The 19,035-nt window shown below is 68.4% G+C and carries 15 protein-coding genes; 3 read left to right on the forward strand and 12 right to left on the reverse strand.

Features of this window, described 5'->3' with window-relative positions; translation table 11 throughout:
* The 6 genes from IEX05_RS10180 to IEX05_RS10205 all read right to left on the reverse strand — a co-directional run bounded on the left by IEX05_RS10180 (position 1) and on the right by IEX05_RS10205 (position 10,315).
* Positions 1-987 carry a M15 family metallopeptidase gene (locus IEX05_RS10180; RefSeq protein ID WP_188701517.1) on the reverse strand — a complete coding sequence of 329 codons (987 nt, stop codon included), beginning with the start codon at positions 985-987 and terminating at the stop codon, positions 1-3.
* Complete coding sequence (locus tag IEX05_RS10185) at positions 984-1,931, reverse strand: aldose 1-epimerase family protein (RefSeq protein ID WP_188701519.1); 948 nt, start codon at positions 1,929-1,931, stop codon at positions 984-986. Before IEX05_RS10185 ends, IEX05_RS10180 begins: the two co-directional genes overlap by 4 nt.
* 61 nt (positions 1,932-1,992) lie before the next feature.
* Complete coding sequence (locus IEX05_RS10190) at positions 1,993-4,071, reverse strand: DEAD/DEAH box helicase (RefSeq protein ID WP_188701521.1); 2,079 nt, start codon at positions 4,069-4,071, stop codon at positions 1,993-1,995.
* Between the two features lie 655 nt (positions 4,072-4,726).
* A complete protein-coding gene (locus IEX05_RS10195) occupies positions 4,727-5,554 on the reverse strand; it encodes a type IV toxin-antitoxin system AbiEi family antitoxin domain-containing protein (RefSeq protein ID WP_229661250.1) in 828 nt (275 codons plus the stop codon).
* A 934-nt stretch (positions 5,555-6,488) separates the two neighbouring features.
* Positions 6,489-9,674 carry an efflux RND transporter permease subunit gene (locus tag IEX05_RS10200; RefSeq protein WP_188701522.1) on the reverse strand — a complete coding sequence of 1,062 codons (3,186 nt, stop codon included), beginning with the start codon at positions 9,672-9,674 and terminating at the stop codon, positions 6,489-6,491.
* 107 nt (positions 9,675-9,781) lie between these two features.
* Positions 9,782-10,315 carry a universal stress protein gene (locus IEX05_RS10205; RefSeq protein ID WP_188701524.1) on the reverse strand — a complete coding sequence of 178 codons (534 nt, stop codon included), beginning with the start codon at positions 10,313-10,315 and terminating at the stop codon, positions 9,782-9,784.
* A 153-nt stretch (positions 10,316-10,468) separates the two neighbouring features.
* Here IEX05_RS10205 and IEX05_RS10210 point away from each other — a divergent pair, with 153 nt between their 5' ends.
* Positions 10,469-10,654: a DUF3073 domain-containing protein gene (locus IEX05_RS10210; protein WP_188701525.1), complete on the forward strand. Its 186-nt coding sequence runs from the start codon at positions 10,469-10,471 to the stop codon at positions 10,652-10,654.
* A gap of 62 nt (positions 10,655-10,716) precedes the next feature.
* On the opposite strand, the gene IEX05_RS10215 is transcribed toward IEX05_RS10210, so the two are convergent.
* The 3 genes from IEX05_RS10215 to IEX05_RS10225 all read right to left on the reverse strand — a co-directional run bounded on the left by IEX05_RS10215 (position 10,717) and on the right by IEX05_RS10225 (position 13,523).
* Positions 10,717-11,964 carry an MFS transporter gene (locus IEX05_RS10215; RefSeq protein ID WP_188701528.1) on the reverse strand — a complete coding sequence of 416 codons (1,248 nt, stop codon included), beginning with the start codon at positions 11,962-11,964 and terminating at the stop codon, positions 10,717-10,719.
* A gap of 105 nt (positions 11,965-12,069) precedes the next feature.
* Positions 12,070-12,669, reverse strand: coding sequence for a PadR family transcriptional regulator (locus IEX05_RS10220; RefSeq protein ID WP_188701530.1), 600 nt, complete (start codon positions 12,667-12,669; stop codon positions 12,070-12,072).
* Positions 12,669-13,523, reverse strand: coding sequence for a DUF4097 family beta strand repeat-containing protein (locus IEX05_RS10225; protein ID WP_188701532.1), 855 nt, complete (start codon positions 13,521-13,523; stop codon positions 12,669-12,671). The genes IEX05_RS10220 and IEX05_RS10225 overlap by 1 nt, the downstream gene beginning before the upstream one ends.
* A gap of 170 nt (positions 13,524-13,693) precedes the next feature.
* On the opposite strand from IEX05_RS10225, the gene IEX05_RS10230 reads away from it, so the two are divergent.
* Positions 13,694-14,281, forward strand: coding sequence for an HdeD family acid-resistance protein (locus IEX05_RS10230; RefSeq protein WP_188701534.1), 588 nt, complete (start codon positions 13,694-13,696; stop codon positions 14,279-14,281).
* Positions 14,282-14,357: 76 nt separating this feature from the next.
* Here the strand turns inward: IEX05_RS10230 and purF are convergent, their stop codons facing one another.
* From purF to IEX05_RS10245, 3 genes are read right to left on the reverse strand one after another with little or no spacing between them, the layout of a single operon-like run.
* Positions 14,358-15,833 (reverse strand): amidophosphoribosyltransferase, encoded by a 1,476-nt coding sequence (gene purF, locus IEX05_RS10235; RefSeq protein ID WP_188701536.1) that lies wholly within the window; start codon positions 15,831-15,833, stop codon positions 14,358-14,360.
* 7 nt (positions 15,834-15,840) lie between these two features.
* Positions 15,841-16,974 (reverse strand): phosphoribosylformylglycinamidine cyclo-ligase, encoded by a 1,134-nt coding sequence (gene purM, locus IEX05_RS10240; RefSeq protein WP_188701538.1) that lies wholly within the window; start codon positions 16,972-16,974, stop codon positions 15,841-15,843.
* Positions 16,975-17,025: 51 nt separating this feature from the next.
* The gene (locus IEX05_RS10245) at positions 17,026-17,619 is read right to left on the reverse strand and encodes a HutD family protein (protein WP_188701539.1); all 594 of its coding nucleotides are present in this window, start codon (positions 17,617-17,619) and stop codon (positions 17,026-17,028) included.
* A gap of 172 nt (positions 17,620-17,791) precedes the next feature.
* On the opposite strand from IEX05_RS10245, the gene IEX05_RS10250 reads away from it, so the two are divergent.
* Positions 17,792-19,030, forward strand: a complete 1,239-nt coding sequence (locus IEX05_RS10250) for an ammonium transporter (RefSeq protein ID WP_188701541.1) — start codon at positions 17,792-17,794, stop codon at positions 19,028-19,030.
* Positions 19,031-19,035 lie beyond the last annotated feature (5 nt).

Genomic DNA, 19,035 nt, shown 5'->3' on the forward strand with positions numbered 1-19,035 from the left:
TCAGCTGTCGTAATCGGTCGCGGCGGGAAGGCCCCAGAAGTCCTCGTAGGTCTCGTAGCCGCCCTCCGCATACGCCTTCGCGAGCTCTACACCCACATAGCGCAGGTGCCACGGCTCCGACTCGTAGCCGGTCGTGTCGGTGCCCGGCTCGCCGTAGCGCACGATGAACCCGTACTTCCACGCGTTCGCGTCGACCCACTGGCCCTGCGGCGTCGAACCGAACTCGTAGATCGTGCCGCAGATCTGGCCGTCGCAGGCGACGAGGTCGGCGGCCAAGCCCAGCTGGTGCTCGCTGTATCCGGGCCTCGCCGAGGTGAGCTCCGCCTGCTCCTCGCCGAGCTCGGCGACGAGCGAATCGTGCGCGGTCACCTGCGACGCGTAGTCGCGGTAACCGCTCGACAGGCCGATGGATCCCTCGCCCGTCTCCTCGACGGCATGCGCGAGCGCGTCGAGGGCCTCGGCCGCCGCCGGCGTCAGCGTGGAGCCGATGGGGCTGAACGTCTCGGGCACGACCGTCTCGGGGGCGAAATCGATCGGTTCGATCGGTCGCTGCTTGTTCACCACGACCCAGGACCAGGCGGGGTGGTCCAGCGCGATGCAGCCATCCGCGGCACCGGAAACGACGCCCTCGCGGAAGGCCTCGCCGCCGCCGGCCGCCACCACGACGGCCTCCGCGTCTCCCGAGTCGATCGCCGACTTCACGGCGTCATCGCAGAACGCTTCCTCGGCCGAGTCTGCCCGTTCCGCGGGCTCCTGCGGATCCGCGGTCGGCGACGGTGTCGGCGCGGGCGACGGCGTCTCCGCCGCGACCACGGGCTGCGGTGCGGCGCCCGCGGATCCGGCCCCCGTCGTGAGCGCGGCGCCCGCGACGATCATCACACACGCAGACGCCGCCGAGGCGATCGTCACGATCGCCCGGCGGCGGCGGCGCTCCGCCCGGCGCAGCATCTGTGCGCGCCGAACGTCGGACCGGAGCGGGGAAGTCATTCCTTAATTGTGACCCCGGAGTTCGTCGAGACGCTGACACCCCAACTAACATTCCAGCTCGCGCCGGGCTCGAGCCAGGTCAGGTTGTCGCCGGAATTGAAGCCGTCGGTGGGGATCGTCATCGGCTCGATGGCGACGGCGTAGTCCTGGCCCGGGTAGTTCTCCGTGGTGTAGACCTGCAGGTACTCGAAGTTCTCGTCCTGCCACACCGAGACCTTCGTTCCGTCCGCGGACTCGAGCGTCGTCACCGCGCGCCCCTCGTCATCGCGATCGAGCCCCGCGAAGCCCGTGTCGAGCGACACATCGCCCAGGCGGCGGCCGGCGCGCAGGTCGGTGTCGCCCGTCACGTCGCGTTCGGCGACGGGAAGCAGGCGCTCATCGACCTCGAAGAAGCGCGAAGCGGGCAGGGTGAGGGTCAGCTCGCGCGGATCCGCGCCGCCGATGTGAAAGAACGGGTGCGTTCCCACGCCGACGGGCGCCGCCGTGTCGCCGACGTTCGTGAGCGTGTGCGTGACCGTGATTCCGTCGTCCGTGAGGGCGTACTCGACCTCGGTGACGAGGGCGAAGGGGTAGCCGTTCTGCGGGACGACCGCGGCCGTCAGGGTCGCCTTTTCCTCGCCCGCCTCGACGACGTACGGCGCGAAACGCAGCAGCCCGTGGATCGCGTTGTCGAGATCCGGCTCCGTGAGGGCCAACTCCTGCTCGTACTCGGTGCCGTGCGGATCCGTCTGCTTCCAGATGCCGTCCGCGATGCGGTTCGGCCACGGGACGAGCACCGCGCCCGAGCACGACGGCGCCATGGTGCCCTCGGGGAAGGGCGTCACGACGGACACGCCGCCGACGGTGAGGCCGCGCAGGCTCGCGCCGACCTGTGCGATGTGTGCGGTGACGTCGCCCTTGGCGAGGCGAATCTGCTGGCCGGTGGGATCCACGGGAGTATGCATGCGTCCATTCTGGCGCACGCAAATGGGCAGGGTCACCAGACCCTGCCCATTTCCGCGTGTCTTAGCGCGTCAGCTCTTCGATGCGCTCGTCACCGGGCTGCACCTCGTGGAACGGCGCGTCGATCTCGGCGCGGTCGAGCAGCTCGCTCATGCGGCGACGGCGGTTGCGCGGGATCAGCGTGACGACGCGACCCGAACGACCGGCGCGGCCCGTGCGGCCGGCGCGGTGCATGTACGTCTTGTACTCGTCCGGCGCATCCGCCTGCACGACCAGGTCGACGTCGTCGACGTGGATGCCGCGGGCCGCGACGTCGGTCGCGACGAGCACCTGGATGTTGCCCTTCGAGAAGCGCTCGATGTTGCGCGTGCGCTTGGCCTGGTTCAGGTCGCCGTGCAGCGCGATCGCGCGCAGACCGTTGTCTTCGAACTGCTCGACCAGCTGGTCGGCGAAGGCACGGGTGCGGCTGAAGATGATCGTGCGGCCGTCGCGGTCGGCGAGCTGCTCGAGCACATCGCGCTTCGAACGCTGGTCGACGACGAACACCTGGTGGTCGATCGTGCCCGAGTCCTGGTCCTCGCCGGCGACCTCGTAGACCTGCGGGTCCTTGAGGAACTCGTCGACGAGCGCCGAGACCTCGCGGTCGAGGGTCGCCGAGAACAGCAGCTTCTGGCCGTCGGCCTTCGTCAGGCGCAGGATCTCCTGCACCGGCTCGAGGAAGCCGAGCTCGCACATGTGGTCGGCCTCATCGAGGACGGCGATCTGGATCTGGCTCAGGTCGAGCTTGCCCTGACGCTCGAGGTCCTGGATACGCCCCGGCGTGCCGATGACGATGTCGACGCCCTTCTTGAGCGCACCCACCTGCTTGCCCTGGGGCACGCCACCGTAGACCTGGGTCGTGAACAGGCCGACGCTGCGCGCGAGCAGCTGCACCGTGCGGTCGATCTGCAGCGCGAGCTCGCGCGTCGGGGCGAGGATCAGTGCCTGCGGCGAGCGGCCGTAGGCGCGCTCCTTGCCCTTGCGGGCGCGGAGCAGCGCCTCCACGAGCGGCGCGCCGAACGCGATCGTCTTACCGGATCCGGTGCGACCGCGACCCAGAACGTCCTTGCCCTCGATGATCGGGCCGGCCGTGGCCGCCTGGATCGGGAAGGGCTTGTCGGCGCCCATGCCCGCGAGGGCACGGACGATGTTGTCGCCGAGGCCGAGGTCGGCGAAGGTCTGGCCCTCTACCTCTTCGGCGGCGACAGCCTCCGACTCGAGACGCTCGTGCACGACGTCGATGCGCTCCTCGTGAGCGGCGGTGCGCTGGGGGGCCGCGTCGCGGCGCTCCTGCCAGGCGCGCTCGCCGGCGTTCTGCTCGCGCGGGGCGCGCTCCTCGCGGTTGTCCTCGCGCTTGTCGAAGCGGTTGTCGAAGCGGTTGTCGTCGCGCTTCTCGAAGCGGTTGTCGTCGCGCTTGTCGAAGCGACGCTCGCCGCGGTCCTCGAAGCGGCGCGGGCCGCGGTTGTCGTCGAAACGACGGGGCGCGCGGTCGTCGCGGTTGAAGCCGCCACGGTTGTCGCGGTCGAACGGGCGACGCTCGCCGCGGTTGTCGTCAAAACGACGGGGCGCGCGGTCATCGCGGTTGAAGCCACCGCGGTTGCCGTCGAAACGACGCTCGCCACGGTCCTCGCGGTTGAATCCACCACGGTTGTCGCGGGAGAAACCGCCACGGTTGTCGCGGTCGCCGCGGAAACCACCACGCTCGCCGTCGAAACGGCGCTCGCCACGATCCTCGCGGTTGAATCCACCACGGTTGTCGCGGGAGAAACCGCCACGGTTGTCGCGGTCGCCGCGGAAACCACCGCGGTCGTCGCGGGTGTATCCGCCGCGCTCGCTGCGGTCGAATCCGCCCCGGTTGTCGCGACCGGATCCACCGCGGTTGTCGCGGTCGAACGAGCGGCCGCCGCGCTCGTCACGGTTGAACGGGCGACGCTCGCCACGGTCGTCACGACCGGTTCCGGCGCGGTTGAAACCGCCCTCGCGGGATCCGCCCTGACGCTGGTCGCGGTCATCGCGGTTCCAGCGGGGCTTGCGGTCTGCGGCGAACTTGGGGTCGAAGTTCCTGGCGGGACGACCGCCAGCGGGCTTCTTGTTTTTAGGCATGCGAAACTAACGCACCTTCCGTAGGTGTTATGCGGCCACGACAGGACACATTCACACCCACGTACACAACGTGGCATCCCTTAGCCGACCTACCTACGTTAGCGGTATGCCCTGGGAAACCCCGGGGTAGATGCCATTTTGGGTTCCTAGGGGCCGCCCGCCGGCTCGCGTCTCGCGGAGATGACCCAGATTTTCGGTGCGAATCGACGGGTTCCTCCGAATGTGGTGGCCAGCCCCGCGGATCCGGGCCGGCGCCCCTGGCGCCCCCTGGCGCCCCGCTCGGCGCCCCGAAGTGCGGAGATGGCCCCGATCTTCGTCGTGATCCCAAGATGTCCTCCGGACTTGGGGGCCAGCTCCGCGGATCCGGACCGGCGCTGAGCGCGTGAACCCCAGCCGCGGAAGTGACTCCGAATTGCGGAGTCGTTCACCTTAATCCTCCGCAGTTAGGGAGCATCTCCGCGTATCCGGTCCGACGGCCGGCGCGTGGACTGGACAAACGCGTAGGCCTAATCGGGCGGGTGTCCACGAATTTCGGAGAAATCCGCGAGTCCATGTCAACCTTGGGCGCGCGAACCCGAAGTGCGGACATGGCCCCGTGCTGCGGAGAGGGGCCGCAGTTCCTTCCGTAGTACGGGGCCATATCCGGGATTCGGGGTCAGCGCTTCGCGAGATGAAGTCCCTGCGCGATGGCTTGCAGGATGAGCTCCTGCACGACGTGCCACTCATTCATGAGCTGCCAGTAGGTGACCCGGATCGGGTGATAGCCCGCGAGCCTCAGCTGCGCGTCGTGCTCGTTGTCGCTCGCACGTTGCGCGTCGACGTGATGACCGCCATCGACCTGGATCACCAGGCGGTCACCGATCAACAGGTCGACACGGTGGCCGAGGATCCAGGTCTGCCGCCGCCTCGGCAAGCCCAGCCACGTCAATCGGTGGAACAGGATCGATTCGGTACCCGCGTCCGCGTACGGGCGCGCGGCCTCGAGCACCTCCATCGCGCGGGGCCGCAGCGGGAGTGCCCGCATCAGCTCGGGTTTCGCGGCGCCGACGCGGAGCGCGGCCTCCCAGATCGCGACGGCCTGTTCGAAGGGCTGGCACTCCGCGACGAGGGACAGCACATTGGGCGCGGAATCGACGAGCTGACCGGGCGCGCGACGCACAACGGGCTCATTCCAGTGCACCTTCGCGGGCCTCGTCAGGATCGGATGGCCGTGCTGCGCGGCGGCCAAGTGCGGCTTCTTTTCGCCGACATCCCACCAATCGAGGTGGGCGGCGGCGGTGATGCAGGTGAGGACGACGCGCGCCCCGGCCGCGCCGAGGAGCATCGGATCCGCGCTCGGCAGAGCGATCCATCCCCTACTGGGCCGAATAAGGATCCCCGCCGCAACTGCACGTTTCATGCGCGTGAGCGAGATCCCTCGTTTCACGAGCTGCGAGGTGAGCATGACGCCGCCGCCACGGCGGATGGTGCTGACAAGGTCCATGCCCTCGATCGTGCGCGACAGCGCCGCTGTCCCGCTCGGCGGATCCGCGAAATGTGAACAAAACAGGAGCTTCCCGCCCTGTGCACAGCTCGCCGCCCGGATCCCGCCGCGTTCGGCGCGGATCCAAGGTGCGGAAGTGACCTCGATTGGCGGGGAGCACTGGTTTCCCTCCCCGCACTACTGGGCCACATCCGCGGATCAGGCCCAGCGCACCGCGCGAGAACTCGAACTACGGAGAAAACCCCGAACTGCGGAACCACCCGGGCTCACCCTCCGCGAGAAGTGCCCACCTCCGCGGATCCGGACCAGCGCACCTCGCGAACACCCGAACTACGGAGAAAACCCCCAACTACGGATCCAGCCGAGCTGCCTCTCCGCACGACGGGACCGCTTCCGCAGATCCGGCCCAGCGCGCCACGCGCAACGCCGAACTGCGGGAATGACCCCGACCTACGGAACCACCCCGGGCTTTCACTCCGCGCTACGGGACCACCTCCGCAGATCCAGCCCAGCGCATTGCACGGCAGCACTTAGCTGCGGAGATAGACCCGAACTGCGGGTTCAACCGAGCTCCCTCTCCGCACTACGCGTGCGCATCCGCAGATCGAGACCAACGCATACCGCGAGAATCCAAACTTCGGACATGACCCCCAACTACGGATCCAGACAGGCGCCTTCTCAGCACTACTGGACCACCTCCGCGGATCCGGCCCAGCGCGCCACGCGCAACCCCGAGCTGCGGAGATGACCCCGAACTACGGAACCACCCGGGCTCCCTCTCCGCGCTACGGGCCACCTCCGCACATCGAGCCCAGCGCACAGCGCGAGAACCGAAACGACGGAAATGGCCCCGAACTGCGGAAGCATCCCCTGAGGAGCTCCGCAGTTCGGGGCCATTTCCGCAGTGCGGGCCAGGCCGCCCCGCGGATCCGGCTCAGCCGCGCCGGCGGCGGAGCTGCGGGGCCGTGATGACGCCGCCCTCGCCCGGGGTCGGGCCGTGGGGCTGCGGGTCGTGATCCGTCTTGCCGCGGCGGGCCTTGCGGCGCTCCTTCGCGCCCTCGACCAGGTTGAACAGGGTCGGGAGCACGATCAGCGTCAGGAAGGTCGACGACACCAGGCCGCCGATCACCACGATGGCCAGCGGCTGTGAGATGAAGCCGCCGTGGCCGGTGATGCCGATCGCCATCGGCGTGAGCGCGAAGATCGTCGCAAGCGCCGTCATCAGGATCGGACGCAGACGCATCGAGGCCCCCGCAAGGGTCGCGTCGTGCACGTTCAGGCCGTGGTGCGAGCGGTACTGGTTGACGAGGTCGATGAGCACGATCGCGTTGGTGACGACGATGCCGATGAGCATCAGCACGCCGATGAGGGAGGCGACATCGAGCGGCACGCCCGTGATGACCTGCAGCAGGATCGCCCCCGTCGCGGCGAACGGCACCGAGACGAGCAGCAGCAGCGGCTGGCGCAGCGACTTGAAGGTCGCGACCATGACGATGTAGATGATCAGGATCGCCGCGAGCATCGCGAGGCCCAGCTGCTCGAAGGAGTCGGCCTGCTGCTCGGCGACGCCGCCCATCGTGGCGCGCGCTCCGTCGGGCAGATCGACCTCGTCGAGCGCCGCCTGCACCGCGACCGTCGCGGTCTGGAGGTTGTCGGTCGCCGGCGCGACCGTCACGGTGGCGGTGCGCTGCCCGCCCTGCGTCGAAATCGACGCGGGGCTCGTCGACTCGTCGACCGTCGCGATCGACTGGAGCTCGACGACGCCGGCGGCGGTCGGGATCGGCATGCGGCGCAGCTCATCGACCGTTGCCGGGGGCTGCTCGTTCGCGACGTAGATCGTGAGCGAGGATCCATCGAGCTCGACGGATCCGGCCTCGGCAGGCTGCATCGTCGAGTTCACCATGGCGCCGACGGCGGCCTCGCTGAGCCCGGCCGCGGCGGCCTTCGCGCGATCGACGTCGACCGAGATATACGGCATGTCCGACTGCAGCGAGTTGCTCGGCGGCTCGATTCCATCGCGGCCCTCGAGTGCGCCGGTCACGGCTTCGGTGGCCTCGCGCAGCGTGGCGTCGTCGGCGGCCTCGATCGTGATGGCGATGTCGCTCGACATTCCCATTCCGGCGGCCGACTGTACGGTGATCTCACCCGCGTCCTCGATGTCGGCGAGCGCCGCCGTCACGTCTTCCTGCAGCGCCGCCTGATCCGCGTCGGCGTCGGTCATCACCGAGTAGGTGATGCCGGATCCGCCGAGGAGCGCGCCCATGCCGCCGGAGGATCCGATGGTCACCTGCACGGTGTCGACGCCGTCGATGCCGCGCAGCACATCCTCCACCTCGGCGGCGGCCGTATCCTGCGCGTCGAGCGACGCGGTCTCGCCGAGATCCTGCGTCACCGTGAGGGAGTTCTGCCCCATGTCGCCGAGGAAGCTGATCTTCATGAGCGGCGCGAGCGCGACCGTGCCGATCATCACGACCACGGCGATCCCGAGGGTCGACCACGAGTGCTTCAGGGTCCAGGAGAGGATCGGCTGGTACGCCTTCTGCAGGCGCGACTTCGGAGCGTCGGGGTGCTCGGGGTCGATGCGGTGCCCCGCCTCGGTCAGAAGCGGCTTGCCCGGCTTCATAAACCAATACGCCAGCACGGGAACGATCGTGAGCGACACCAGCAGCGATGCCGCCATGGCGATCGTCACCGTCATCGCGAACGGACGGAACAGCTCGCCGACCATGTCGCCGACGAAGGCGATCGGCAGGAACACTGCGACGGTCGTCACGGTCGACGCCGTCACGGCGCCGGCGACCTCGCGCACGGCGAGGCGGATCGCGTCGCCCTTGTCGGCGCCCTCCACATAGTGGCGCTTGATGTTCTCGATCACGACGATCGAGTCGTCGACCACGCGGCCGATCGAGATCGTCAGTGCCCCGAGGGTGAGCATGTTGAGCGAGTAGCCGAACACCTGCATACTCGCGAAGGTCACGAGCACGCTCGTCGGGATCGAGATCGCCGTCACGAGCGTCGAACGGATCGACAGGAGGAAGACGAGGATCACCACGACCGCGAAGACGAGACCGAGCAGCCCCTCGGTCGCGAGGGTCTCGATCGAGTCGGTGATGAACGGCGCCTGGTCGAAGACGACCGTGAACTCGACGCCCGGCAGTTGCTCGCCCGACCGGTCGAGGGCGTCGAGGACGCCCGCCGATACGTCGACGGTGTTGCCGGTCGGGAGCTTCGTGACGGCGATCGAGATCGCGTCCTCGCCGTTGACGCGCGAGATCGACGTGGTCGGGTCGTCCTCGAGATCCACGCTCGCGACGTCCGCGATCGTGTAGGCCTGCGGCGGCACGGGCAGCCCGGTCGCCGGATCCACCTGCGGAGCCCCGGAGGCCACCAGGGGCAGCTCGCGTAGCTCGTCTACGGAGCCGATCTTGACGCCGGTCTGGACCGTCAGGGTTTGGCCGTCCTCCGTGATCTCGCCACCGGGGAACAGGTTGCCGTTCTGCTCGAGCGCGTCGGTGATCGCCTGCTGCGTGAGCCCCGCGGCGGCGAGCTTCTCCTGATCCGGAACGATCGTGATGCGCTGACCCGCGGCTCCCGCGACCGACGCCGTACCGACGCCCTCGACGTCCTCGATCTCGGGGATCACCAGCTCGTCGAGCTGCTCCTGAGCCGTCGCGGGATCCTCGAATCCGGACACGGCGACCTGGACCACCGGCAGCTCGTCGAGTGAGAGCGCGACGACCTGCGGATCCACCGACTCGGGCAGCTGCGCGGAGACCCGGTTGATCGCCTGCTGCATCTTCTGCTCGGCCGTGGCCATGTCGGTGCCGTAGTCGAACATCGCCTGCACGATCGACACGTTCGAGGAGCTCGTGGCGGAGGAGCTGTCGAGGCCGGGCACCGTCTGGATCGCCTCTTCGATGGGCGTGGAGACGTCGGCCTCCACGACATCGGGCGATGCGCCCGGGTAGGTGGTCGTGACGAGCAGCGCCGGCAGCTCGACCGGCGGCATGAGCTCCTGCTTGAGGTTCGTGAGACTGAAGCCGCCCACGATCGCCACGCAGATCGTGATCAGCGCGATGAGCGCGCGGTTCTTCAGACTGAGAACAGAGAGTTTCGACACAGGGTTCCCCGGGGTTCAATACAGACGTGTATCGGCGGGGTCAGTCTGTCATGCCGAAGCTATGTTTCTGCTTTCGATCGGATGAAGATCAGACCACGGTATGACGCTCACGCCTCGTCGAAGATGGGCGCCTCGTCGGCGACCGGCTCGCCGAGCGGCACGACCAGGAGCGGCCGGTGCTGCCGGTGCGACAGGCGCGCGGCGACGGATCCGGTGAAGAACTCGCGGAGCGACTCCCCGAAACCGCGCTTGCGCGTGCCGACGACGATCAGCGGCGCATCGATCTTGTTGGCGTAGTGCTTGATCGCCAGCGCGGGGTCTCCGACGAGCTGCACGGTCGTCCACTCGACGTCCTGCTTCGCGAGCGCCTCGGCGACGTGCTTCTGCACCTCGGCGAGCTCTTCGGCCCCCGCGTCGACGTTGATGTCGATGGGCGCCGTGTGCGGCGCCCCGTCGGGATCCTCGTAGGTCACGAAGCGCGTCACATCGACGTGGACGACGACGAGCGGAACTCCGAGCATGTTCGCATAATGCGCGGCCTCGGTGACGACGCGCGCGGGCTGGTCGGGGATAATCGCCGCGATTACGGCGCCGTGAAGGTCTTTTTCCGCCGCCTGAGCGGCCTGTGAGATCTCGGACATCGGTGGCACACCTCCCGCCTGCGGAGCCCTCGGTTCAGGCCCCGTGGTATCCTGAAGCTTACTCTTTCCGGTCTTTCACCGGGTGCCATGTAAGCATGTATCTGAATAGGGTTCATTCACCTGCAGATCAACGTTTAAGGGGGTCGACGCGCTATGGGGCGTGGCCGTCAGAAGGCGAAGCACACAAAGCTCGCTCGTGAACTGAAGTCGTTTAGTCCGGATGTGGACTACGCGGCGCTCGAGCGTGAACTCACGCACAGCACCGACGACCAGTACGTCGACCGCTGGGCCGACATGTATGACAACGAAGATGAGGACGACGAGCCCGCGAGGGTTTGACCTCTCATCTGGAGTGAACGCCGCGGGTGTCCTACCCGCGGCGTTTGCCGTACCCGAATCGTTCAGCGAGCGCGACGGTTGAGGACGACGAAGGCGGCGAGCGCGAGCACGAGAATCCCGAGCATCGGCAGGTAGGCGACGCGGAACAACTCGATCGAGTAGTCGCCCGGCTGCGAGGCATCCTGCAGCGTGAGCATGGCTCCCGTGAGCCAGATCACCACCAGCCCGCCCGAGAACCCGCCCGTGTTGACGATGCCGTTGGCGCGGGCCGCGAGGTGCCCCGGCACCCACTCCCGGGCGATATCGAACGCCGTGACCGACACCGGTCCCCCGATGCCGAGGGCGAAGGCGAGTAGCGCTAGCAGCACGCCCGGCGTCGGCACCGGCCACCAGAGCACCAGCACCCACGCGACCACCTGCACGATCACGGTGCCCTGAAGGATCCGGGCGCGCAGGCGCGGACGCCCGACGACGGCGCGCCCCAGAATGATTCCCGCGACCATCCCGACGATGGGCACGACGGTGAAGAACAGCCCGATGCCCGCGGCGCCGAGGCCCGCGCCGTGCTCGAGGAACAACGGCCCCCACGTCACGGCGAATGCCGTGAAGGACGCACCGGTCATCAGGTGCGCCGTGAACGCGAGCCACGCGCCCCGCTGGCGCATCGATTCCGCGGTGCCGCGGAGCACGGATCCGATCCCCTCACCGCTCGCGGTACGGGACGGATCCGCACCCATGAGCAGGAGCACACCGAAGGAGATGAGCGCCACGACGCCCGTGAACGCCGCCGTGATCGCGTAGCCCGCGGGCCAACCCGCCGCGCCGACGACTGCCAACAGCGGGGTCGCGGACACGATCATGCCGAAGGTGCCGATGACCCCCGTGAGCTGGGTGCCGGCCGGCACCCACCTGCTCGGGAGCGCGACGGCCGTGAGCCGAACCGCGGAGGGGAAGACGAGCGCGTCCCCGAGCCCCGCGACCGCGCGGGCCGCGAGCAGCACGCCGAAGGATCCGCCGAAGCCCACCGCGAGCTGGCTGGCCGCGACGATCACGACGCCCGAGAGCAGGACGGCGCGGCCACCCAGACGGTCGATGAGCATCCCGACGGGGATCTGGGCGAGCGCATACACGAGGATCTGCAGGATCCCGAACGCCGCGAGATCCCTGCTCGACAGATCGAAGCGTTCGCTCGCGATCGACGCGGTCGCCGACAGCGAGGTGCGCGACATGATCGCGGCGAAGTAGGCGAGGCTCCCGACAGCCCAGACGGCGACGCGGAGCCACCTCGGTGATTCCTGCAGTCGGGCCATATGACCCGAGTTTACGCCGTGCGGCTGGGCCTCCCGAAAGCAGAGGGGCCCCTCCGCGGGCCGATGCGGTGTCATCGGCCTGCGGAGGGGCTCCTCTATGGGGCGTCAGCCGAGCGAGGCGCGCACCCGCGCCGTCACTCCGTCGAGGTCCTTCGTCAGGGCGTCGACGAGCTCGGGAGTGAGCGCGCCGCCCCGGGCGATATGGGTGCGGAGGTCGGCGCGGATCGTGGCGCGGAAGCCCGCGAGCACGGTCTCCGCGCGGGCGAGCTGGATCCGCGCGGCCGCTCGCGGATCCTCCGCCGGCGGCTCCTCGGGTGCCGGCGGCTGCTTCGCCGCCGCGGCGAAGTCGGCCCGCATGCTCTTCATCGCCTCGCGGACGTTGCTGCGCACGCTCTCGGCGATGATCCGCACCGAGTCGCTGAGACCGCTCTGGATCCCGTCGATCTCGTCGGCGCGCTGCGCGACCTCCGCGCGGCCCGCGTCGGTGATCTCGTAGATGGTGGTGCGACCCTCCTGGGTCTTCGTGACGAGCCCCTCATCCTCGAGCTTCGCCAGCCGCGGGTAGATCGTGCCCGCGCTCGGCGTGTAGGTGCCACCCGTGCGCTCCGACAGCGCCTGGATGATGCCGTAGCCGTGCAGCGGCCGCTCGGCGAGGAGGCTCAGCAGGTAGAGGCGCAGATCGCCGTGGCTAAAGACGGGAGGCATTACTTCTCGCCCCCGTTCGGCCACTCGACCTGGGTGTCGACCTCGATCTGCGGGGCGATGCCGTTGCGGCGCAGGATCGTGATGTCGCCCGAGACCGTGTTCGCCCGAACCTCCGCGAACATGCCCGAGAGCGCACCGGCGTGACCGTCGTAGTTCTTCGAGCGCGAGACACCGTCGACCTGCACGCGGCCACTCAGCGTGTGCACGTTGTAGCGCGCGGGGTACTCGTCGTCGATCCGCAGGGTGACGGATCCGGAGACCGCGTTGACGGTCGCCTTCTGTAGGGCGCCCTCCGCGTCGATCACGACCGTGCCGGTCACGGTGTTGATGTCGGTCGTGTGCACGCGACCCGCGACCGCGATGTCTCCCGAGACGATGTCGCTCGAGAAGTCGCCGTCGAGCCCGCGCACCTGCACGTCGCCCGAGACGGCGTGGGTATTCAGGTCGCCGATCAGGCCGTCGACGAGAACGTCACCCGACACGGTGTTGATCGTCGCGTCCTCCTCGAGACCCGCCACGAGGGCGCTCGCCGAGACGACACCGAGCGAGAGCGCGAGGCGGCGCGGAACCGCGACCGAGATCTCGGCGCGGGGGCCCGAGGAGCCCACGTTGACGAAGGTCTTGATGAAGTTGTCCCAGCGCACCTGCGGGTGATCGATCTCGAGCTCGGTGCCGTCGACCTCAATGCGCAGCTCCTTGACCGCGACGCTGTGCACCTCCACCCGCACGTGATCCTCGTCGTGACCGACGATGTCGATCTGTCCTCCGACGAGCCCCGCCTTCAGCCGGGTGATGCCGTCGATGTCGATAACACGGGTCTCACCTGGGTGGATGATCCATTTCTCGTGTGCCATTGTCGCCTCCAAGTTCGCGATATAGCTCGAGTAAAACACGATGTATCGCGTTGGGCAACCGTTCGAGCAAACTCCCAGCTTGGCGACGAGCCGGCCACGATGACTATCCGCCGTCGCACCCGCGGCGCTACTGTCGGAACGAGTACACCCCTCTCACACCAGGAGTCAGCATGTCGTCCGAGACCCAGAGCGCGCGACCCGGATTCGCCGTCCGGCAGGGCCTGCGCACCGCCATCCTCATCAGCAGCATCGTCGCGATCGTCTTCGGTCTCGTGATGCTGATCTGGCCCATCAAATCGGCATTCGCCGTGACGATCCTCATCGCGATCTACGCGATCGCCGCGGGCCTCCTGCAGCTCGCCAGCGGCATCACCTCGAAGGGCCTCACGGGGTGGACCCGCGCGGGCCTGATTCTGCTCGGGATCCTCTTCCTCGCCTCCGGCGTCGTCGCCTTCTTCAACCTGGGCGCGTCGACCCTGCTCCTCGCGGTCATGGTGACGACCTTCATCGGGATCTCGTGGATCTTCGAGGGCGTCGTCTCGCTCACCTCGCTCCGGATCGGCAGCCCCGCCGTCCCCGGATCCGACCGGGCTCACAAGGGATGGACGATCTTCTTCGCCATCGTCAGCATCCTCGCCGGCGCGTTCGTGATCTTCTCCCCCGTGCTGTCGGCCGTGTGGATGTGGCTGTTCCTCGGCGTCTCGCTCGTCGTGACCGGCATCATCGGCATCTTCCGCGCGGCGTCGCTCGACAACTGACGCCGCCCGCAGACGCGACACGGCCCTCGCATTCGCGAGGGCCGTGTCACTGCATCCCAGGGATCCCCGGGTGTCCCTAGGAGCTCTGGGTCGCGGCGACCCACTCCAGGTATTCGTCGGTGACGGTTCCCGTGATGTAGCGGCCGTCGAAGCAGCTCATCTCGACGTCGTCGAGCTGAACGCCCCCGGCGGCACAGCCCTCGATGATCGCGTCGCGCAGGTCGTCGATCTCCTGGAACACGATGTGGTCGCAGCCCAGCACCTCGCCGATCTCCGGGATCGTGCGCTCATGGGCGATGAGTTCGTCCGCCGTCGGCATGTTGATGCCGTAGACGTGGGGGTAGCGCACGGGCGGCGCCGCAGACGCGAACGTCACGCTGATCGCGCCGGCGTCGCGGGCCATCTGGATGATCTGCTGGCTCGTCGTGCCGCGCACGATCGAGTCGTCGATCAGCAGCACCTTCTTGCCGGCGAACTCGCTCGACATCGCGTTGAGCTTCTGGCGCACGCTCTTCTTGCGCGTCTCCTGCCCCGGCATGATGAAGGTGCGGCCGACGTAGCGGTTCTTGTAGAAGCCCTCGCGATACTCGAGCCCGAGCACGCGGGCGACCTCCATCGCCGCGGGACGCGATGAGTCGGGGATCGGCATCACGACATCGATCTCGCCCTCGGGGATGTGCTTCGCGATGGTCCGCGCGAGCTTCTCACCCATCCGGAGACGCGATTCGTAGATGCTCTGGCCGTTCATGACCGAGTCGGGGCGCGCGAGGTAGACGTACTCGAACGAGCACGGCGCGAGGATCGCGTCCTCCGCGCACTGTTTGCGGGACAGCTCGCCGTCGTTCGTGATGAACACGGCCTCGCCCGGCGCGACCTCGCGAACGATCTCGTAGTCGCCGTTCTCGAGCACGAGGGACTCGCTCGCGACGACCCACTCGTCGGTGCCGTCGGCGTTCGAGCGGCGTCCGAGGATCAGCGGACGGATGCCGAACGGATCCCGGAACGCCAGCAGCCCGTACCCCGCGATGACCGCGATGACGGCGTAGGCACCCTCGATGCGCTTGTGGGTGCGCTCGACGGCCTGGAAGATGCGCTCCGCATCCAGGTCGACGGTGCTCGTGGTCTCCTGCAGCTCGCTCGCGAGCACGTTGAGCAGCAGCTCGGTGTCGCTCGACGAGTTGAGGTGGCGGCGGTCGCGCTGCGCCATGTCGGTGGTCAGCTCGCGCGTGTTCGTGAGGTTTCCGTTGTGGATGAGGGTGATGCCGTAGGGCGCGTTCACGTAGAACGGCTGCAGCTCTTCCTCGCTCGACGCGGTGCCCTTCGTCGCGTAGCGCACGTGGCCGAGCCCGACGTTGCCGAGCAACGATCGCATGTCGCGCGTGCGGAACGCCTCGCGCACCATGCCCTTGTTGCGGGCCATGTGCATGACCCCGTTGGGCTCCGCCGTGGCGATGCCCGTCGCATCCTGCCCGCGGTGCTGCAGGAGCAGCAGCGCGTCATAGATGTCTTGATTGACGTGGCCGCGACCGACCATTCCGACGATGCCGCACATGTGTGTGTTACTTCGCTCCGTCTGCGTACTGGCCGACGAGTCGCACGGCCCCGCCGTCGACCCCCTTGGCGCCCTGTTCGAATCCGTCTTCCGGAGCGTCGCCGAACGCGACGGTGCCGGTCTGCCAGGCGGGGATCCCGTCGGCCGCGAGCGAGGCGACCGCCTCGTCGACCTTGTCCTGCGCCACGACGGCGAAGAAACCGATGCCGAGGTTCCAGGTGCCCTCGCTCGACTCAAGCGAGGTGCCCGCCACGTCGCTCAGCGCGCGGAACACCGGGCTGGGGCTCCAGCTTGCGCGATCGACCTCCGCCCAGGATCCCTTCGGAAGCACGCGGGCGAGGTTCGCCGCGATGCCGCCACCCGTGACGTGGCTCAGCGCGTGAACCGATCCCGGGACGTTCCGGATGAGGTTGAGGAGCTGGAGCGTGTACAGGCGCGTCGGCGTGAGGAGCGCCTCGCCCCAGGTGGTGCCGAGATCAGCCGCGTGGTCGTTGTAGCCGAGGCCGGCGTTCTTCAGGATGTGGCGCACGAGCGAGTATCCGTTGGAGTGGATGCCGCTCGATTCGAGCGCGAGGATCGCATCGCCCGGCTGCACGAGGTGCGCGCCCAGCATCTCGTCCTTCTCGACGACACCGGTTGCGGCGCCCGCCACGTCGTAGTCATCGGGGCCGAGAAGCCCGGGGTGCTCCGCCGTCTCACCGCCGACGAGAGCGGTGCCGGTGGCGCTGCACGCCTCCGCGATACCGCGGACGATGTCGGCGATGCGTTCGGGGTAGACCTTGCCCGTCGCGATGTAGTCGGTCATGAACAGCGGCTTCGCGCCCGTCACGACGATGTCGTCGACGACCATGCCGACGAGGTCCTGACCGATCGTGTCGTGCTTGTCGAGCGCCTGCGCGATCGCGACCTTCGTCCCGACGCCGTCGGTGCTCGTCGCGAGCAGCGGGTGGCGGTACTCCTTGAGGAACGAGGCGTCGTAGAGTCCGGCGAAGCCACCCACTCCGCCCAGGACCTCGGGCCCCTGCGTGGCCCGGACGGACGATTTCATGAGCTCGACGGCGAGGTCGCCGGCCGCGGTGTCGACTCCTGCTTCGGAGTACGTCGAACGGGGCGCTTCGGCGGGCGAAGTGGAGGAAGTCACCCCACGAGTTTACCGGCGATACACCTGTGCGCTCGCCCGAATGACGAACTCTCAGTCAGCCTCGGATACCGGTTGCACGCGAAGCTCGATCGCCTCCCCCTCGCCCGCCAGCGTTCGGTGCCGCGTGCTCGGCAGGAGCACGGTGCCGACGGGCAACGGGATATCGTTCCAGCGCAGCTCTCCGGCGAGGATCCCGACGATTCTCGTCTCCGACGGCGGCACCTCGAGGCCGTCGCCGATGCAGAGCGGCGAGGCGATGGGCTCGGCGATCGACCGGGCCGTCATGAGGTTCAGCACGGTCGCCCCGCTGGAGGCGGGGGTGGGAAGCACAGCGGCCTCACCGGGGAAGCGCACCATCCGCCCGCGCGTCAGCCGCCGCAGCTCGCCGTCGATCGTGAGCGTCAGCGGAGCGTCGCTCACGAGAACGAGGATCCGTTCCATCCCCGGGAACAGTGAGAACGAGAGCGTTCCGCGGATCTCCGCGAGGCTCAGCCGCCACGCGAGCGATTCGTGGATCACGCGCGTGGTCCCCAACCCGTTCCGCCAGGGCTGCGGATCCACAGCCTCCGGTGTCACGATTCCCCGCCGCGCCAGCTGCTCCATGGTCCATTTCGTCAGCGTCGGCTTCGCACTGCTTGTCTGCATGCCGGGAACGCTACGGGCGCCGGCGATCACGGAGCGAACGCACGCGTTTCCACCATGTAAAAGCCGCCCGGCGCATTGAAACGCCTCCGACACAGCTCAGAAATGGCCGGGGCGAGGGTTTCCGCGATGGTTATCGCATCGCCCCCTCCCGGGCGACGACGAAAGGATTCCCATGCCCGCCGCCGACCTCGCCTGGATGCTTGCAGCCTTCGCGCTCGTCCTTCTCATGTTCCCCGGACTCGCCCTCTTCTACGGGGGAATGATGAAGGGGCGAAACGCCCTCAACATGTTCATGATGGTGATGGGCTCCATGGCCGTCACCGCCTTCGTCTACGTCGCATTCGGGCACGGTCTCGTGCTCGGCGACTCGGTCGGTGGCCTCGGCCTCATCGGCAACCCGCTCGAGTACGCGGGCTGGACGGCCTTCACGGCCGACGACGGATCCGACGCCGCGTACTGGGGCGCCTTTTACACGCTCTTCGCCGCGATCAGCATCGGCATCGTCGCTTCCGGAGGCGCGGGACGGATGCGCTTCGGCGCCTGGCTGGTGTTCTCCGCGCTGTGGATCGTGCTCGTCTACGCTCCCCTCGCCCACTGGGTCTTCGCGTTCAGCGACGAGGAGTCGGGCGTCGTGGGCGGCTGGATGCGCAACGTGCTCGGCCTGCACGACTACGCGGGCGGCACGGCCGTGCACATGAACGCCGGCGCCTCGGCCCTCGCCCTCGCCGCGGTGCTCGGTCCGCGACGGACATCGCACGGCCGGCCGCACAACATCTCCCTCGTGCTGCTCGGCGCGGGAATGCTCTTCGTCGGCTGGATCGGGTTCAACGGCGGTACGGCCGCGGGCGCCAACTTCCTCGCCGGCTACGTGGTCTTCACGACGCTCCTCGCGGCCCTCGGCGGCGGCCTCGGCTTCGCCCTCATCGAGCACTTCCGCGACGGGCAGGCGACCATGCTCGGTTTCGCATCGGGACTCATCGCCGGTCTCGTGGGCATCACCCCGACGGCCGACGCCGTCACGCCCCTCGCGAGCCTCCCGCTCGGCCTCGTCTGCGGTGCGGTCGTCGCGTGGGCAATCACCTGGCTGCGCCGCCGCCGCGTCGACGACGCGCTCGATGCATTCGCGGTGCACGGCATCGGTGGCATCGTCGGCACCTACCTGGCGGTGCTCTTCGCTTCCTCGGCCGCGCCGGCCGGCCTGACCGGCATCGTCTTCGGAGGGGATCCGATGCTCGCGGTGACCGAGACCATCGCCATCGCCGTCACGCTCGTCTACTCCTTCGGCATGACCTACGCGATCGCCTGGGTCATGAACAAGATCCGTCCCATCCGGGTCAGCGCCAAGCAGGAAGCGGTCGGCCTCGACCGCGCCCTGCACGCCGAGACCGCGTACGACTTCGACCGCATCTGAGGACC

Origin of the sequence: Microbacterium nanhaiense (assembly GCF_014646015.1) — a bacterium.
Classification (GTDB): domain Bacteria; phylum Actinomycetota; class Actinomycetes; order Actinomycetales; family Microbacteriaceae; genus Microbacterium; species Microbacterium nanhaiense.

Excerpts from the sequence above, each read along its gene's own strand:
- purF (WP_188701536.1), bottom strand. The coding sequence starts at position 15,833 with ATGTGCGGCATCGTCGGAATGGTCGGTCGCGGCCACGTCAATCAAGAC.
- IEX05_RS10230 (WP_188701534.1), top strand. The coding sequence starts at position 13,694 with ATGTCGTCCGAGACCCAGAGCGCGCGACCCGGATTCGCCGTCCGGCAG.
- IEX05_RS10220 (WP_188701530.1), bottom strand. The coding sequence starts at position 12,669 with ATGCCTCCCGTCTTTAGCCACGGCGATCTGCGCCTCTACCTGCTGAGC.
- IEX05_RS10195 (WP_229661250.1), bottom strand. The coding sequence starts at position 5,554 with ATGGACCTTGTCAGCACCATCCGCCGTGGCGGCGGCGTCATGCTCACC.
- IEX05_RS10205 (WP_188701524.1), bottom strand. The coding sequence starts at position 10,315 with ATGTCCGAGATCTCACAGGCCGCTCAGGCGGCGGAAAAAGACCTTCAC.
- IEX05_RS10245 (WP_188701539.1), bottom strand. The coding sequence starts at position 17,619 with ATGCAGACAAGCAGTGCGAAGCCGACGCTGACGAAATGGACCATGGAG.
- IEX05_RS10225 (WP_188701532.1), bottom strand. The coding sequence starts at position 13,523 with ATGGCACACGAGAAATGGATCATCCACCCAGGTGAGACCCGTGTTATC.
- IEX05_RS10190 (WP_188701521.1), bottom strand. The coding sequence starts at position 4,071 with ATGCCTAAAAACAAGAAGCCCGCTGGCGGTCGTCCCGCCAGGAACTTC.
- IEX05_RS10180 (WP_188701517.1), bottom strand. The coding sequence starts at position 987 with ATGACTTCCCCGCTCCGGTCCGACGTTCGGCGCGCACAGATGCTGCGC.
- IEX05_RS10250 (WP_188701541.1), top strand. The coding sequence starts at position 17,792 with ATGCCCGCCGCCGACCTCGCCTGGATGCTTGCAGCCTTCGCGCTCGTC.
- IEX05_RS10215 (WP_188701528.1), bottom strand. The coding sequence starts at position 11,964 with ATGGCCCGACTGCAGGAATCACCGAGGTGGCTCCGCGTCGCCGTCTGG.
- IEX05_RS10185 (WP_188701519.1), bottom strand. The coding sequence starts at position 1,931 with ATGCATACTCCCGTGGATCCCACCGGCCAGCAGATTCGCCTCGCCAAG.
- IEX05_RS10210 (WP_188701525.1), top strand. The coding sequence starts at position 10,469 with ATGGGGCGTGGCCGTCAGAAGGCGAAGCACACAAAGCTCGCTCGTGAA.